The 14,660-nt window shown below is 64.5% G+C and carries 15 protein-coding genes and 1 pseudogene; 5 read left to right on the top strand and 11 right to left on the bottom strand.

The genetic code is table 11. The features are described from left to right. Nucleotides 1-146: 146 nt before the first annotated feature. The 5 genes and pseudogenes from QX094_RS20055 to QX094_RS20035 form a co-directional block, all read right to left on the bottom strand. Nucleotides 147-1,781: a GMC family oxidoreductase gene (locus QX094_RS20055; protein ID WP_315750229.1), complete on the bottom strand. Its 1,635-nt coding sequence runs from the start codon at nucleotides 1,779-1,781 to the stop codon at nucleotides 147-149. Nucleotides 1,782-1,844: 63 nt separating this feature from the next. Next, nucleotides 1,845-2,438, bottom strand: a complete 594-nt coding sequence (locus QX094_RS20050) for a GNAT family protein (protein ID WP_315750228.1) — start codon at nucleotides 2,436-2,438, stop codon at nucleotides 1,845-1,847. A gap of 112 nt (nucleotides 2,439-2,550) precedes the next feature. Beyond that, complete coding sequence (locus QX094_RS20045) at nucleotides 2,551-3,477, bottom strand: SMP-30/gluconolactonase/LRE family protein (protein ID WP_315718056.1); 927 nt, start codon at nucleotides 3,475-3,477, stop codon at nucleotides 2,551-2,553. 172 nt (nucleotides 3,478-3,649) lie between these two features. Further along, nucleotides 3,650-4,490 (bottom strand): annotated as a pseudogene (locus tag QX094_RS20040) (GyrI-like domain-containing protein). Nucleotides 4,491-4,568: 78 nt separating this feature from the next. Beyond that, complete coding sequence (locus QX094_RS20035) at nucleotides 4,569-4,946, bottom strand: hypothetical protein (protein WP_315718055.1); 378 nt, start codon at nucleotides 4,944-4,946, stop codon at nucleotides 4,569-4,571. A gap of 134 nt (nucleotides 4,947-5,080) precedes the next feature. Here QX094_RS20035 and QX094_RS20030 point away from each other — a divergent pair, with 134 nt between their 5' ends. Next, complete coding sequence (locus QX094_RS20030; protein ID WP_315718054.1) at nucleotides 5,081-5,353, top strand: hypothetical protein; 273 nt, start codon at nucleotides 5,081-5,083, stop codon at nucleotides 5,351-5,353. A gap of 23 nt (nucleotides 5,354-5,376) precedes the next feature. Here QX094_RS20030 and QX094_RS20025 read toward each other — a convergent pair whose 3' ends face one another. From QX094_RS20025 to QX094_RS20015, 3 genes are all read right to left on the bottom strand, one after another. Then, nucleotides 5,377-5,853, bottom strand: a complete 477-nt coding sequence (locus QX094_RS20025; RefSeq protein ID WP_315750227.1) for an HXXEE domain-containing protein — start codon at nucleotides 5,851-5,853, stop codon at nucleotides 5,377-5,379. A 308-nt stretch (nucleotides 5,854-6,161) separates the two neighbouring features. Next, a complete protein-coding gene (locus tag QX094_RS20020; protein WP_315718052.1) occupies nucleotides 6,162-6,596 on the bottom strand; it encodes a cupin domain-containing protein in 435 nt (144 codons plus the stop codon). 349 nt (nucleotides 6,597-6,945) lie between these two features. Next, on the bottom strand, nucleotides 6,946-7,599 hold the full coding sequence (locus QX094_RS20015; protein WP_315718051.1) for a glutathione S-transferase family protein: 654 nt from the start codon (nucleotides 7,597-7,599) through the stop codon (nucleotides 6,946-6,948). A gap of 190 nt (nucleotides 7,600-7,789) precedes the next feature. Here QX094_RS20015 and QX094_RS20010 point away from each other — a divergent pair, with 190 nt between their 5' ends. After that, nucleotides 7,790-9,010: a polyhydroxyalkanoate depolymerase gene (locus QX094_RS20010; protein WP_315750226.1), complete on the top strand. Its 1,221-nt coding sequence runs from the start codon at nucleotides 7,790-7,792 to the stop codon at nucleotides 9,008-9,010. On the opposite strand, the gene QX094_RS20005 is transcribed toward QX094_RS20010, so the two are convergent. Then, nucleotides 9,000-10,043, bottom strand: a complete 1,044-nt coding sequence (locus QX094_RS20005) for an AraC family transcriptional regulator (RefSeq protein WP_315718049.1) — start codon at nucleotides 10,041-10,043, stop codon at nucleotides 9,000-9,002. The genes QX094_RS20010 and QX094_RS20005 overlap by 11 nt on opposite strands. 131 nt (nucleotides 10,044-10,174) lie before the next feature. Here QX094_RS20005 and QX094_RS20000 point away from each other — a divergent pair, with 131 nt between their 5' ends. The 3 genes from QX094_RS20000 to QX094_RS19990 all read left to right on the top strand — a co-directional run bounded on the left by QX094_RS20000 (nucleotide 10,175) and on the right by QX094_RS19990 (nucleotide 13,355). Beyond that, entirely contained in the window at nucleotides 10,175-10,624 is a 450-nt protein-coding gene (locus tag QX094_RS20000; RefSeq protein ID WP_315718048.1) for a cupin domain-containing protein, read from the top strand. A gap of 291 nt (nucleotides 10,625-10,915) precedes the next feature. Beyond that, nucleotides 10,916-12,403, top strand: coding sequence for a flavin-containing monooxygenase (locus tag QX094_RS19995; protein WP_315750225.1), 1,488 nt, complete (start codon nucleotides 10,916-10,918; stop codon nucleotides 12,401-12,403). 157 nt (nucleotides 12,404-12,560) lie between these two features. After that, nucleotides 12,561-13,355, top strand: a complete 795-nt coding sequence (locus QX094_RS19990; protein WP_315718045.1) for a substrate-binding domain-containing protein — start codon at nucleotides 12,561-12,563, stop codon at nucleotides 13,353-13,355. Nucleotides 13,356-13,434: 79 nt separating this feature from the next. On the opposite strand, the gene QX094_RS19985 is transcribed toward QX094_RS19990, so the two are convergent. Both QX094_RS19985 and QX094_RS19980 read right to left on the bottom strand, forming a co-directional pair. Further along, nucleotides 13,435-14,232, bottom strand: a complete 798-nt coding sequence (locus QX094_RS19985) for a transporter substrate-binding domain-containing protein (protein ID WP_315718044.1) — start codon at nucleotides 14,230-14,232, stop codon at nucleotides 13,435-13,437. Between the two features lie 165 nt (nucleotides 14,233-14,397). Beyond that, nucleotides 14,398-14,631: a hypothetical protein gene (locus QX094_RS19980; protein ID WP_315718042.1), complete on the bottom strand. Its 234-nt coding sequence runs from the start codon at nucleotides 14,629-14,631 to the stop codon at nucleotides 14,398-14,400. Nucleotides 14,632-14,660 lie beyond the last annotated feature (29 nt).

Below are 14,660 nucleotides of genomic sequence, written 5' to 3'. Positions count from 1 at the left end.
GCTCACGCCGAAGCCCATCTGCCGAACGTGAGCTTGCAACTTAGTTCAGCGCCCGGGGACCCCCGACCCCTCCCCGCAAGGGGGAGGGGGGCGCACTGGTCGTGCGGCACGACACGGGCTCGAACGATAAGCGGCGACGGCCCCAACTACGCCGACAAACTCTCCGCCACCGGCGCCTTGCCCAAAATCAGGTCCGCCGCCTTGTCGCCGATCATCAGGGTCGCGGCGTTGAGGTTGGCGGAGATCATGCGCGGCATGATCGAGGCGTCGGCAACGCGCAGGCCCTCGAGACCATGGACGCGGAGCTGGTCGTCGACCGTTGCCCAGGTCGAGTCCGCTGGGCCCATCCGGCAGGAGCAGCCGGGATGGAAGGTGGTGGTGGCGCGCTGCGTCGCCGCGGCCAGGAACTCGTCGTCGCTGTTCACCTTCGGTCCCGGGAAATCCTCATAGGCGTAGTACGGCGCGAGCGGGGCCGAGGCCAGCAGCCGGCGCGCCAGCTTCATGCCGGCGACGACCACGCGGCGGTCGAGCTCGGCGGTGAGATAGTTGGTCTGGATCAGCGGCGGCGCGAACGGGTCGGCGGAGCGGATGCGGACGTAGCCGCGGCTCTCCGGGCGCTGCTGCCAGGAAGCGACCGTCATGCCGGGCTCGTCCTCGAGCTGGCCCTGCACGCCCTCCTTGTAGCTCGCCGGCGTGAAGGTGAGCTGCAGGTCGGAGCGCTCGGCGGTCTCGCCGGAATGCCAGAAGCAGTAGACCATGGTCGGCGACAGCGACAGGATGCCGCGCCGCGTCACCGCCCATTTCAGCGCCTCGCCCCATAGATTGAGGCCGCGCGCGAGCTCGTTGACGGTCTTGATGTTCTTGACACGCGCCACCGTGCGCGGCGCGTAATGGTCCTGCAGGCCCTCGCCGACGCTGTTGAGCGCATGGCGCACCTCGATGCCATGCTCCTGCAGCAGCGCGGGCGCGCCGATGCCCGAGAGCTGCAAGAGCTGCGGCGAGTTGTAGGCACCACCGGACAGGATCACCTCTTTTCGCGCGCGCACCTCGACCGGCGCCCCGCCGCGCCCGCCGCGGCTGTAACGCACGCCGACCGCGCGTTTGCCTTCCAGCACAACGCCGGTGGCATGGGCGTGGGTGCGAACCTCGACGTTCGGCCGCTTGCTGGCCGGACGCAGGAATGCGGTCGCCGACGACACGCGGCGGCCGTTCTGGATGGTCCGCTGGACGTATGAGACGCCTTCCTGAATGGCGCCGTTGTAGTCCGGGTTGCGCGGGATACCGAGCGAGACAGCGCCATCCATGAAAGCCTCGCACAGCGTGTCCTTCCATTCCATGGTGGTCACGATGAGGTTGCCGTCGCGGCCGCGATACTGGTCCTCGCCGGCGCCGATGCGCTTCTCCATGCGCTTGAAATTCGGCAGCACGTCGGAATAGCTCCAGCCGCGATTGCCCATCTGCGCCCAGGTGTCGAAATCCTGGCGCTGGCCGCGATTGTAGACATGGCCGTTGATCGAAGAGGAGCCGCCGAGCGTCTTGCCGCGCGGCGCATAGATGCTGCGCCCCGCCGTGTACGGCCCCGGCTCCTGCTGATAGCCCCAGTTGATGCTCTTCATGTAGAAGGTCTTGATGAAGCCGGCGGGCAGATGGATGTAGGGATGCCAGTCGCGCGGCCCCGCCTCCAGCACGCACACCGTGACCCCAGGGTCCTCGCTGAGGCGGCTCGCCAGCACGCAGCCGGCGGAGCCGGCGCCCACGATCACATAGTCGAAGGTATCCATCTGGTCGTTCGTCCCGGTCTCGTCATCGTCAGCCGCGCGAGGCGGCAAGCGGCCATAGCGCGGTCAGCGCGGCTTGTCATTCAATTGGTAGTCGAGATGCGCCTTCACGGTCGGCCATTCGGCCGCGGTGATGCTGTAGACGACGGTATCCCGCAGCGTACCGTTCGGCGCGATCTGGTGGCTGCGCAAAATGCCGTCCTGCTTGGCGCCGAGCCGCTCGATGGCGCGCCGGCTCTGTTGGTTGAAGAAATGGGTGCGGAACTCGACGGCGATACAGTCCATCGCCTCGAAGGCGTGCGCCAGCAGCAGCCGCTTGCACTGCGTGTTGAGCGCGCTGCGCTGCACCCGCTTCGCATACCAGGTCGAGCCGATCTCGACGCGGCGGTTGGCGGCATCGACGTTCATGTAGGTGGTCATGCCGGCGACACGGCCGTCGGCATCGAGCACCGTGAACGGCAGCATGCTTCCCGTGGCGAACAGGCCGAGCCGCCGCTCGATCTCCTTGGTCATGGTCTCGGGTTTCGGAACTGCGGTGTACCACAGCTTCCACAATTCGCCGTCACTGACGGCCTCGACCAGCGCGTCGTGATGGTCCGCCGACAGCGGCACAAGGCTCGCATGCGGGCCGCGAAGGGTGACTGGTTCAAGAAAGGGCATCAGCAGTGTCCGTCATTGCGAGGAGAGCGAGCGACGAAGCAATCCAGAGTCGCATGTGCCGCTCCGGATGGCTTCGCTGACGCTCGCGATGACGGAACTATCACGTAGAGCGTCACTTGTTCAGAAAATTCAGCGCCAGGCCCGGTCGCGGCCAGTCCATCGCCACCAGCTCACCCCTGCCCGACAGCGTGATGTAGGCCGTCTTCAGCTCGGGACCACCGAAGGCGATGTTCGTCGTGACTCGGTCACCAGTCGGCACCTGCTCGACCAGCGTGCCGTCGGGCGCGATGACGCTGATGCAGCCGGTCACCAGCGTGGCGACGCAGACATTGCCGTTCGCCTCGACCGCGAGCGAATCGAACATCTGGTAGCCCCCGAGCCCCGCGATCGGGCGGCCGCGCTCGCCGCGATAGATCACCTCGCGCGGCTTCACCGTGCCGGGCTCGGCGAGATCGTAGGCCCAGAGACGCGCGGTCGGCGTCTCCGCGATGTAGACCGTCTTCTCGTCCGGCGATAGCCCGATGCCGTTGGCCGGCAGAATGCCGTGGACGGCCTCGACGATCTCGCTCATGCCGGGCTTGAGGTAATAGAACGCGCCGACGTCCATGTCGCGGGCGCGGCGTTTGCCGAGGTCCGAGAACCACAGGCCGCCGTGACGGTCGAACACCAGATCGTTCGGCCCGCGCAGCGCGTGCTCGCCGCAGCGGCTGACGACGGTCTCGATCGTGCCGCTCTGCAGATCGACGCGCTGGATCGAGCCGCCGAGATAGTCCTCGGGCTGTGGGCCCGGCATGATCATCTTGCCGGTCGGAATCCAGGAAAAGCCGCCATTGTTGCAGATGTAGATCTTGCCGTCGGGCCCGAGGGCTGCGCCGTTCGGCCCGCCCGGAATCTGCGCCACGATCTCCTTGCGGCCGTCGGGAAACACCCGCGTCAGGCGCTTGCCGCGGATCTCGACCAGCACCACCGAGCCGTCGGGCATCACCACGGGCCCTTCCGGAAATTCCAGATCGGTGGCGAGCACGCGCATGTCGGACATCGGACGACCTCCCGCTTTCGTCGCCGCGCTGCGGCGCATGGTTGTTAGGCGTGAGGTTATCGCAAAGCCGACACGGCTTGCCAAGCAAGCGGCTGAGCGCGAGACCGCAGAGCAGCCCTGCTGAGGGAGACGCTTGCAGCGTGTCGACGCAAGTTGGTACCGCGCGCGATGTTTAGCGGATCACCGGCAGCCAGATTTCCAGGCCGCCATTGCCGGTGAGCGGGTCCGAAACGCTGGTCATAGCGCTCGAAGTTCGGCGCATCGGCGACCTCATAGCCCGACTGCGGCAACCAGCGATTCCAGATCGTGTGTACAGTGCGGCGGATCGACGAGACGTGGCCGGCATGGGTGAACACGGCGAACGTCGCCGCCGGAACCCGCACGCGGCTGAAGGTCCGAGGCAGGTCGGAAAAATCGGCCACCTCGACGCCGGCGATGTAGTCGAAATTGCCGGCATCGTCGCCGTTGCAGCACACGCCATAAGCCACCACGCCGCGGCGCGCCGGAACCTCGTGCACGATCTCGTTGAAGCGGCGCCACAAGGCGGGAATGCCCGCGCCATTGTCGACGCTGACGCGATCGCCGAGGCCGGCGACGAGCAGCGGCTGCGCGGTGACGAAGCGTGGGGCGGCGAGATCATCGAGCGGGGTCTGGTTCATCAGGATCGGCTCCTGCAGTGCGAGGCCATCGAGGCGCGCACGGGCGCGCACCGCTTCCGGCGTGACGCCGAACTGGTCGCGGAACGCGCGCGTGAACGCTTCGTGGGAGCCGTAGTCAGCCTCGAGCGCGAGACTGAGAATGTCGGGTGCGCCAGAGGCCAGAGCCCGTGCCGCCTCGCTGAGACGGCGCAGCCTGACATAGCGCATCACCGAGACGCCGGTCGCCGCCGCGAACGCGCGCACGATGTGGAAGCGCGACACGCCGGCGATGGCCGCGACCTCATCCAGCGTCAATGGCGCCGACAGATGGCTCTCGATGAACCAGAGCGCTTTCTGGGCCGGGTTGGTGGACACGCCTCTCTCCTATCGAAGCGCCCGATCCTGCGCGCGGAGATCCACATGCGCTTGATCGTTGTTGCGCTGCGGGCCGTGCTATTTGCCGGCCGGCTTCGCCGGCGCCGCGTCCTTGGCGGCCGGCGCATCGGCCTTCTTCCTCAGCTCGTCCGCAAGTTTCGCCTGCGACGCCTTGAGTTCGTCGATCAGGCCCTGCTGCGAGATCAGCGCAGCCTTCAGCGCCTGGATCTGCCGATTCGCCGCATCGAGCTTCTGCTGCTGATCGAGCGATTGCTTGGTCATCGTCTTCTGCAGGAAATCGATATTGCTCTGCAGACATGATGTCCGTCGATCCATCGCCTTTTCTGCAGTGCAGATTTCGATGCCCGGAATATCCTGCGCATGTCCGGCAGAACTCACACCTGTCGCGAGCGCGCTCGCGGCAAAGATGATTCGCGCGGCAATGAATTTTCGCATCACAATTTTCTCATTGGCTTGCCCAACACATGATTTTGCGTGGAACTGACGGAGTTTCCTGATTGATACCATACTGAGACCTCAATCGCGCATTGAAGTTCCGGCTGGGACCCGTTTTTAGGGAGATGGACAGAATGGCTACGCGCGAAAAACGGCTGGCGCAATTCGACGGCAGCGGTGAGCCGCCGCCCGGACAGACGGTCGAGGTGCTGTGCGAGGATCACAGCGGCACCTATCAACTGCCGTTCCCCTGCTTCTACATTGATGGCAAATGGCACAACAAGGAATCCGGCGGCGCGCTCGAAGCCACCGTCATCGGCTGGCGGTTCCCGCGCGCGCGATTTGACGAGCGCAATGGACGCCGTCCGCAGCCGAGCTTCGTTGCCGATCGCGCTTCGTCTTATTGATCATGCCGGGCCCTGAGTTCTGCTCAGGGCCGGTCTTGCCGAAAATATGGTTTTGAACGCAGATTGAGCATCACGACCGGATAGGCCATCAGCAGCGAGCCGGCGACGATCGCGAGGGCAGCCGTTCCAACGTCGAGCACACCGTCACCCCACGCTCGCCGCCACATCGCAATTGCAATCGGAAAGAACAGAATCAGCGCCGTCGCCAGCCCCGGCGAGAATCTGCCTCCGCTGCGCAGGAACGGCAGGATGTGGAAGAAGACGGCGTTGATGATCATCAGCGCCGCGTAGGTGAGCGCGGCCGGCGGCCACGTCTCGGCAAGCTCTGCCTGCACCGCGCCGAGCACGACCACCAGCGCGTTCGTCACGTAGAAGTCGCTCCACTCGACCGGCAGCTTCATCACCGCCCGCGCCCAATTGCGCCAATCGAACGTGTATTCCTCGAGAATATGCGCGCCGTAGGCCGCGAGCGCGAGCCAAGCCAATGTGGTCAAGGTCATGATCGATGCTCCCCTCGCGGGTGATGGACCGGCGCCAGACCGGTCGCAAGGGGCAATGTAGAGCACCAAGGCGCGAGACAGGCAGCGCGCGTGCCGTGTTTCAAAATGCGACGGCGCTGCCTTGCAGTCTTAATCCTTGGAACGCTGCTGGAACGAATCGCGTCCGAATCGGATGCCGCATCGGGTGCGCGATCTGTTCACGCTAGATGTCGGACACATCGGAGACGACCCACCACATCGTGAGGGGAAGCTTCCGGCCGCTTGCCGCAACCGGATGCCAAAGACTAACGGAGAAGCAGATCTGGCGCTCAGGTCCAGGGCGTGACCGGCGGCACGTTGTCGGTCGCCGGCGGCATCTCGACCGTCTTGAAGTCGGCCGGGCTGACGATCTCCATATATTCCATGTCAGGGGAATAATCGTAGAGGTAGTGCACGATGCCGGGACGCTGGTGCACGACGTCGCCGGCCTTCACCAGGGTCGGCTTGTCCTCGTACATGAAGCGGGCCCAGCCCTTCATCATGATGACGATCTGGAAATCGCAATCATGGCGATGCCAACCTGTGCCATCTACCGGCGGACAATCCGGATTGGCCTTGACGAGGTGGCAGATCACCTGGCCGCCGGTGGCGTCGGCGATGCCGAGATCGCGGTACAGGAAGAAGTCGCGCAACCCACCGCCCTTGTAGTCGGTGTCCTCGGGCTTCACGTGCGAGAACTTGGTCACCACTGCATGCTGGTTCATGACGGCCTCCACCGGTTGATCGCGACATCGGCGACCGTTGCGGCCCATCGATCGGCCACAGCGGCCACCACGTCCGAAAGCGGATTGTGCCATGCGAAAACCACGCCACGCTCTGTCTGCAACGCAGAGATCGGTAGGCCAGGGCGGCATCGCGAGCCGAACTGATTGCCAACAACCGGGTTTTGGCCGACGCCACACGGCAATGGTGACGTGCTGACAGCTCGCGCCACGCGCCGAGAAGACGCAAATCCGGCTTCAAATTGAGCAGCCGCTGCCCGCGGCGTGAGCCGTTCTCGCTGGAGCCGCGGCTGCAAAGGGCCGCGGGCACGCGCCGCTGACGGCAGAACACCTAGTACTCGACCTCCAGCTCCTCGATCTCCTCGGGCTCGGCCTTGGCGGCCTCGATCCATTGCTGCATCTCCGGCATCGCCATGATCAGGTCGGCATAGGCCCTGAGCCGCGGCTCGAGCTTCACGTCATAAGTCACGAAGCGCGTCACCACCGGCGCATACATCGCATCCGCCATGCCACGCTGGCCGAACAGAAATGGGCCGCCGGATATGTCCAGGCAGTCGCGCCAGATCGCCCAGATGCGATCGATGTCGGCCTGCGCCCGCGTCCAGACCTTGAAGCCCGGAAAGTGGCCCTTGAGATTGACCGGCAGCGACGCCCGCAGGGTCGTGAAGCCAGAATGGATCTCGCCCGAAATCGAGCGGCAATGCGCGCGCTGGATGCGGTCGGCTGGCAGCAGGCCCGCCTCCGGAAAGGTCTCGTTGAGGTACTCGCCGATCGCCAGCGTATCCCAGATCGTCGCACCATCGTGGCGCAGGCACGGCACCAGGATCGAGGACGACAGCAGCAGGATCTCGGCGCGAGCCGATGCGTCGTCCGGACCGACGATCACCTCGTCAAAATCCAGTCCGGCAAACCTGGCGAGCAGCCAGCCGCGCAGCGACCACGACGAGTAATTCTTGCTGCTGATGGTCAACGTCGCTTTGGCCATGTCGCCCTACCCTCTTGCCGCATTGTCGTTTGTCGTTCGCCCATCGTGCCGCTCGTGCGACCGGCATCATGCGCGGAGCCGGATACGTCGGAGATATCATCGAGCAAGCGACATGCCAGTTTTTCAGGCAAGACTCGGCCGTTCTGGCTCCGATATTGCATACAGCAATGCATGTAATGGATCGGACGCGATGGCGCTGCTGTACCAAGCCTATCAGAACCACATGGACCTGACCGAGCCGTGGCGCCAGAGCGCGGCAGCCGCCATGCGCTATCTCAACCTGATCCCATCAGGGCTATCCAGCCGCGCCATGCGGCGTCTGTCCGCCGCGCTTGAGCTGATCTCCCGCTCAGCCTTGACCTACGCCCGCCCGGCGTATGGCATCGATAGCGTGATGGTCGGCAACCGCGAACTCGCCGTCACCGAAGAGGTCACGTTCAAGACGCCGTTCGGCTCGCTCCTGCACTTCAAGAAGGACGCTGCGCCGGAGCAGCCCAAGGTGCTGCTTGTCGCGCCAATGTCCGGCCATTTCGCCACCCTGCTGCGCGGCACCGTGAAGACGCTACTGCAGGATCACGACGTCTATATCACAGACTGGCACAATCCGCGAGACATCCCGCGCGATCACGGCCGCTTCGGTCTGGAAGATTACACCGATCATCTCATCAGTTTTCTCAGCCAGCTCGGTTCGCGGCCGCACATGGTCGCGATCTGCCAACCGTCGGTGTCGGCACTCGCGGCCACCGCCGTGATGTGCGAGGACGACCATCCGTCGCGCCCCGCCACCTTGACCTTGATGGCCGGACCGATCGACACGCGGATCCAGCCGACCAAGGTCAACGAGTTCGCCAAGAGCAAGCCGATCGACTGGTTCGAGGACAATCTGATCCACTACGTGCCCTTTCAATGCAGGGGCGCCTTCCGAAAGGTCTATCCGGGCTTCGTGCAGCTCACGGCCTTCGTCTCGATGAATCTCGAACGCCACGTCAAGCAGCACATGGATCTCGCCAACCATCTCGCCAAAGGCGAGGTCGAGAAGGCCGAGACGATCAAGACCTTCTACGACGAGTACTTCGCGGTGATGGATCTGCCGGCGGAGTTCTACATCGAGACGGTGCGCGACGTTTTCCAAGAGCATCTGCTGCCGCAAGGCAGACTGATGCATCACGGCCGTCCCGTCGACCCGAAGGCAGTCCGGCGCATCGGCCTGATGACGGTCGAGGGCGAGCGTGACGACATCTGCTCGATCGGCCAGACGCTCTCGGCGCAGGACATCTGCACCAACGTGCGCGCCTATCGCCGCGTCCATCACATGCAGGCCGGCGTCGGCCATTACGGCGTGTTCAGCGGCAAGAAGTGGAACAACGAGATCTATCCGCTGCTGCGGGATTTCGTGCACGTCAATTCGTGAAGCGACCGCGCTGCACGCGTTGCAGCGTGGCCGACGGCGCCTCCCCGAACTTGTTGCGATAGGCCCCCGCCATCCGCCCGAGATGGGTGAAGCCAAGGTCGAAGGCGATGTCGATGATCCGCGCCTCCGGTGGAGCCGCCATCAATTGCGCATTGAGCCGCGCCAGCCGGATGTCGAGCAGCATGTCGGAGATCGACATCCCGAAATGGCGGCGAAAGCCGCCCTGCAGCGCCCGGATCCCCACGCCTGACGACGCCGCAAGTTGCGCCAGATCGAGCGGTTCGGCTGCGTGCGCTGCCAGAAGATCACGCGCCCGGCGGACGGCCTGCGGCAATGTCTCGACCCGGCCGGAATGCAGCCTGATCGCCTCCGCCAGGCCATTGCCGGGCTGCTCGAACAGAATGTCCAGCAGCGTCTCGCGCCAATTGGCTGCCGCAACCGGTGGCAGGCCGCGCCCACCGCCGAGACGCTCGGCGAGGTCCGCGAGCCCGAGCATGTGAGCCCGGAGCCGCGAGCCAGGACATCCCGACAACGCGATTGCGGGATCGAATTCGATCGGTTGCACCGCGCGCCCGGACAGCGCTGCTGCGCGCTGTTCCACGAGACGGCGGTCGAGCAACAGGATCAACTGAGCGCAAGCGTCCCAGACCATCCGCGTGGGCAATGTCGGCGACAGCAGTGATGCCGCATGGTCTGGCGCCGTCGCGACCTCGCCGGCCCCGGCAAAGACCCGCGCGGTCCCCGCCAGCGGGAGCTGCAGCAGAAAGAAGCGGTCGAGACAGCCCGGATCGATGGTTACCGCACCGCCATAGGCGACGTAGTTGATGGAAAAGCCATCGAATGCCGCGCAATTATGCAGAGCGAGGAAATCGCGCGCAGTATCCGCCTCCGGTTGCAGCCCATGCGGACAGAAGATGCGGCCTATTTGTTCAGCCGCCTCATCGACATCGTGCGTTGCAACACGGCCATAGGCTGTAAGCCGCGGCACAGCCGGAGACTTCCAACTACGATCAGCGGCTGCATCTGCAGTCATGGCCTACGTCGCCCGTCGAGATCGTTTGAAACCTATAATAATTAGCAACTGACGTCGAGGGATTCGTTTTCTGGATAGACTCGGCGTCGCCCCGGCTTGATCCTCCCACGCGTGCAGCAAGGAGATCCGGCATGATCACACTCGAAAAAGGCATCACGCGCGCAGGTACCGGCTATGCCGGCAAGACCTGGAATATCCTGGGTCAGCTCTATTATCCGAAAGCCGTCACCGACTCCACGTTCGCCTTCGAGACCAACAGCGAGCCCGGGCAGTTCGTGCCGGTTCACGTTCATCCCACCCAGGACGAGTTCATCCTGGTGCAGGAAGGCGTCCTCGACCTCAAGCTCGACGGCGTCTGGGTCAAGGCGAATGCCGGCGACCTCGTGCGCATGCCGCGCGGTATTCCGCATGGCTACTTCAACAAATCCGACAAGCCGGCGCGCGCGCTGTTCTGGGTCTCCCCGATGCAGAAGCTGGAAGCGCTGTTCAACATGCTCGACAATCTCGCCGATCCAGCCGAAGTGGTGCGGATCTCGGCGGAACACGAGGTCGACTTCCTGCCCCCGGAGGCCAACGACTAGGCGGCAGCGCGGGCCCCAGCGGGCGCCCCCGCCCTTTTGTTGCGGTACGAACGGCGCGCGATCATCGCTATCGGCTCCGTGCGCCTGCGGCATGAGCAGCGGCTGCGCTCGAACGAGATGCGATCGGCGAGATCCGTCTCGCCCTGATTTCGATGCTGCCGCATCCGTCGGCATCGCACGCCTCGGTCGCGCCGGGCGACCTTCGTCGCCATCAAACTCTCGCGGGCTTCTGCAGCGCGGCGGGCGAATGCCGCCCGAACGCGGCTGCGCGCTCGACAACAAGGAGGTCCCATGATCAGCCGAAAGAATGTCTGTGTGATCGGCGCCGGCGTCTCCGGCCTGGCTGCAGCCAAAGCATTCACCGCCCGCGGGCACGACGTCACCATCGTCGAGCGGAGCGTCGATCTCGGCGGCGTCTGGGAGCCCGCGCGGTCCTATCCCGACGTGCAGACGCAGAGCCCCAAGGAGCTCTATCGCTACACCGACAAGGCGATGCCGGATCACTACCCCGAATGGCCGAAGGGACCGCAGGTCCATGCCTATCTTGCCGACTACGCGAAATCCCACGACCTCATCCGCCTGATGCGGTTGAACACGACCGTGCTTGCGATGCAGCGCCGCAGTGACGGCAAGCCTGGATGGAGCCTCGACCTCAAAACAGGAGACCGGACGCGCCGGGAGGATTTCGATTTCGTCGCCGTCTGCACCGGTCAGTTCAACGAGCCGCAGACGTTGTCGCTTGGCGGCGAAGATCAATTCGCGGCCGCCGGCGGCTTGATCCTGCATTCCTCGAAATACAACGATGCCGCGCTCACGAAGGGGCGCGACGTGGTGGTCCTCGGCGGCTCGAAATCGGCAACCGACATCGCGGTCAACGCCGTGCGCTCCGGCGCGCGCTCGGTCACGATCGTGCTTCGTGAAGCGGTGTGGCGCATTCCCTACTTCATCGGCGGTCTGATCAACTTCAAGCGCATCCTCTATATCCGCGCCCAGGAGCAGATGTTCCCAAGCTGGGGCATGGGCCCGCTCTCGCGCCTTGCCCATCTGCTGGCCAAGCCGCTCGTCTCGGCCAATTGGCGCGGCCTGGAAAGCCTGCTCAAGATGCAGTTGAAGCTCGCCAAATGCAACATGGTGCCGAAGGGCAGGATCGAGGACGGCGTGAACTGCTCAGTCCCGATCGCGACGCCCGACTTCTTCCCGATGGTCGCAGACGGCCGGATCAAGGCCGTCTACGGCACCTTCGGCCATTACGAGCCGAACACCATCGTGACCAGCGGCGGCGAACGAATTCCGGCCGACGTCGCGATCCTCGCCATCGGCTACAAGCTCGGGGTCCCGTTTCTGTCGGATGCCGACCGCGCCAGACTGGTCGATCCGGACGGGCAGTACCGGCTCTATCGGCTGATCGCCAATCCCGATCTTCCCGACATGGGATTCGTCGGCTTCAATTCGAGCTTCTGCACCGTGCTCTGTGCGGACATGGCCGCCAACTGGCTGGTGCGGTATGCCGACAAACAGCTGGCGCATCAACCGAGCGAGCGCGAGATGCGCGACAACATCGAGATGATGCTGCATTTCAAGCGGATCGAGCGCCCTGCCGCGGGCGTGTATGGCGGACTTTGCGTCGCGCCCTATCACTTCAAGCATTTCGATGAACTGCTTGCCGACATCGGCGCTCAGCGCCGACGGCGCAATCCATTGGCCGAGATGTTCACGCCGCCCGATGCGGACGCGTATAACGACTTTCTCGCATCCGCGCCGGCCTATCAGGCCGGCTGAGGTGGCGGCGAACAGTCTCGCCGCGCTGCAGACACAGTGACGCCGCAAGCGCGACGCATTGCAGAGGGATGGCCGGCCCTGTGGAGCGCTGGCCTTCCCGACACAGTCGGGCTATCCAAGGCGCCCCGGCCTCCAGCCGTTCGCCTCGGAGCCTGCCATGATCCTCTCGACCCATCTCCGCACCATCGGTCTCGCCGCTTCGGCCGCGTTCCTCCTGACCACCGCGGCCCAAGCCGCAGAAGTCCACGTCATGATCTCCGGCGGCATGACCGCTGCGTTCAAATCCCTGGTGCCGGAATTCGAGCGGCGCTCGGGTCACAAGGTCACGATTGCCTACGGCCCGTCGATGGGAACAACCACGAATGCGATTCCCGTTCGCCTCGAGCGCGGCGAACCGGCCGATGTCCTCATCATGGTGGGCTACGCGCTCAGCGATCTCACCACCAAGGGCAAGGTGACGCCGGATAGCCGCGCGGACCTCGCCAACTCGCCGATCGGCGTCGCGGTCAAGTCGGGGACGCCGCATCCCGATATTTCGAACGCGGAAGCCGTGAGACGCATGCTGATCGCCGCCAAGACCATCGCCTATTCGGACAGCGCGAGCGGCGTCTACGTCTCCACCGAGATGTTCGACAAGCTTGGCATCAAGGACGAGATGAAAGGCAAGGCGCGGATGATTCCGGCCACTCCCGTCGGCGAGATCGTCGCCCAGGGCGAAGCGGAGATCGGCTTTCAGCAGATCAGCGAGCTCAAGCCGGTGAAGGGCATCGACATCGTCGGGCCGCTGCCGGCCGGACTGCAGAAGATCACCGTGTTCTCCGCCGGCATCGCTACGGCCGCCAAGGAGCCGGAGGCCGGCGAGGCGCTCATCAAGTTCCTGCAATCACCGGACGCGCGTCACGTCATCGCGGAAAGCGGCCTCGATCCGATTGTGAGGCGGGCGCCGAACTGACGATGAAGCGTGCCGGCTGAGACGATGGCTCTCCCCCGCCGGTGGCGTGGGAGAGTCGGCCAAGCAGCGTCGGGTGCGCTTACTGGGTGAGCAAAGTCGACTCGCTCAGATTGTTGGCGCCGTAGGCCTTCTTGAGCAGACCGTTCGCCTTGGAATCCGTCATGAACTTGGTGACGAAGGCCAGCGACTGCGGATGCTTCAGCGGCACCGCGACCGCGGTGTCCGTCTTCTTGAAGGTCTCGGCGAGCACCTTGGTGCCGGAAATCTGCTTGGCGATGAGATTCAATTGATCGCGCGCCAGCGCGAGCGCGTCGATCTCGCCGGCGCTGAGCAGCGCATAGACTTCCTCGTAGGATTTGAAGCCGGTGACGGTCGCCTTCTTCAGGAAAGCCTTGGCACCGCGCAGCACGGTCGTGTCGTTGATGGCCGCAACCTCGGTGCCGGCCTGGTCCAGCGCGGCGATGTTGGCGACGTCGAGACCGGCGCGGATGATGAAGGTGGTCTCGACCGAATCGTAGACCGGACCGAACGAGACCTTGGTTTCGCGCTCCGCGTCCTTCGGCATGAAGGCCACATCCCAGACGCCCCGAGCAGCTTCATCGGTGATCGCATTGGAATTTGGATGCTCGACGAACTCGACGGGCACACCGACCTGCGCGGCCATGGCCTTGCCCAGTTCGACCGGAACGCCTGAATAGCCGCTGTCCGACTTGACGCACCAGAACGCACCGCCGGCGGGGCCAACGGCAATGGCGACGCGAAGCTTGCCGGTCGGCGCGATTTCTTCCTTCAAGCCGGCTGCGCCGGCGGCGTTGCCGGCAAACGTGACTACCGCAGCTGCCAGGGCTGCGTCACGCAGCCAGCGCCAAAACGCCATGGCCCTCTCCCATTGGATTGCAGGTTGGATACGAGCCGCACCTTGCCGGGAGCACCGTTAAATACAGCTTACCTCGCTTGCGCAAAGCAGCATGCGACGCGCAAAACTTGCGCGTCGCAATTACGGTTTCAAATAACTCGATACCGAAAACCGATTAAGCGTCGCTTAAACGCAGCGCCGAACCGCGACGCCATTGACGATGACCGTGCGGCACGCCGCAGCCGCCACCGGCGGCTTGCGAACCACCACGGCGCCCGCCGCACCGGCGCAGCCGGCCCGCACGACGCCGCGAGCGCAGACCACGGCGTTGGCATCCGACATCGACACGAACGGCATCGCCGCCAGGATGAACAATCCGCACAGCGTGGAAATAATGGCACGTGAGACAATGGCGCTCATCTTCAAACTCCTGATCGTGATCTGATTGG

The sequence above is a fragment of the Bradyrhizobium sp. SZCCHNS1050 genome, from assembly GCF_032484785.1.
In the GTDB taxonomy this organism is placed as follows: domain Bacteria; phylum Pseudomonadota; class Alphaproteobacteria; order Rhizobiales; family Xanthobacteraceae; genus Bradyrhizobium.
The sequence above is the reverse complement of the archived record's forward strand: the minus strand, read 5'-3'. Positions and strand labels throughout refer to the sequence as shown.

Coding starts and splice junctions, on each gene's coding strand:
- QX094_RS20045 (WP_315718056.1), bottom strand. CDS start 3,477: ATGTCCGACATGCGCGTGCTCGCCACCGATCTGGAATTTCCGGAAGGG.
- QX094_RS20010 (WP_315750226.1), top strand. CDS start 7,790: ATGGCGCTGCTGTACCAAGCCTATCAGAACCACATGGACCTGACCGAG.
- QX094_RS20055 (WP_315750229.1), bottom strand. CDS start 1,781: ATGGATACCTTCGACTATGTGATCGTGGGCGCCGGCTCCGCCGGCTGC.
- QX094_RS20015 (WP_315718051.1), bottom strand. CDS start 7,599: ATGGCCAAAGCGACGTTGACCATCAGCAGCAAGAATTACTCGTCGTGG.
- QX094_RS19980 (WP_315718042.1), bottom strand. CDS start 14,631: ATGAGCGCCATTGTCTCACGTGCCATTATTTCCACGCTGTGCGGATTG.
- QX094_RS20005 (WP_315718049.1), bottom strand. CDS start 10,043: ATGACTGCAGATGCAGCCGCTGATCGTAGTTGGAAGTCTCCGGCTGTG.
- QX094_RS19985 (WP_315718044.1), bottom strand. CDS start 14,232: ATGGCGTTTTGGCGCTGGCTGCGTGACGCAGCCCTGGCAGCTGCGGTA.
- QX094_RS20035 (WP_315718055.1), bottom strand. CDS start 4,946: ATGCGAAAATTCATTGCCGCGCGAATCATCTTTGCCGCGAGCGCGCTC.
- QX094_RS20030 (WP_315718054.1), top strand. CDS start 5,081: ATGGCTACGCGCGAAAAACGGCTGGCGCAATTCGACGGCAGCGGTGAG.
- QX094_RS19990 (WP_315718045.1), top strand. CDS start 12,561: ATGATCCTCTCGACCCATCTCCGCACCATCGGTCTCGCCGCTTCGGCC.
- QX094_RS20025 (WP_315750227.1), bottom strand. CDS start 5,853: ATGACCTTGACCACATTGGCTTGGCTCGCGCTCGCGGCCTACGGCGCG.
- QX094_RS20020 (WP_315718052.1), bottom strand. CDS start 6,596: ATGAACCAGCATGCAGTGGTGACCAAGTTCTCGCACGTGAAGCCCGAG.
- QX094_RS20000 (WP_315718048.1), top strand. CDS start 10,175: ATGATCACACTCGAAAAAGGCATCACGCGCGCAGGTACCGGCTATGCC.
- QX094_RS19995 (WP_315750225.1), top strand. CDS start 10,916: ATGATCAGCCGAAAGAATGTCTGTGTGATCGGCGCCGGCGTCTCCGGC.
- QX094_RS20050 (WP_315750228.1), bottom strand. CDS start 2,438: ATGCCCTTTCTTGAACCAGTCACCCTTCGCGGCCCGCATGCGAGCCTT.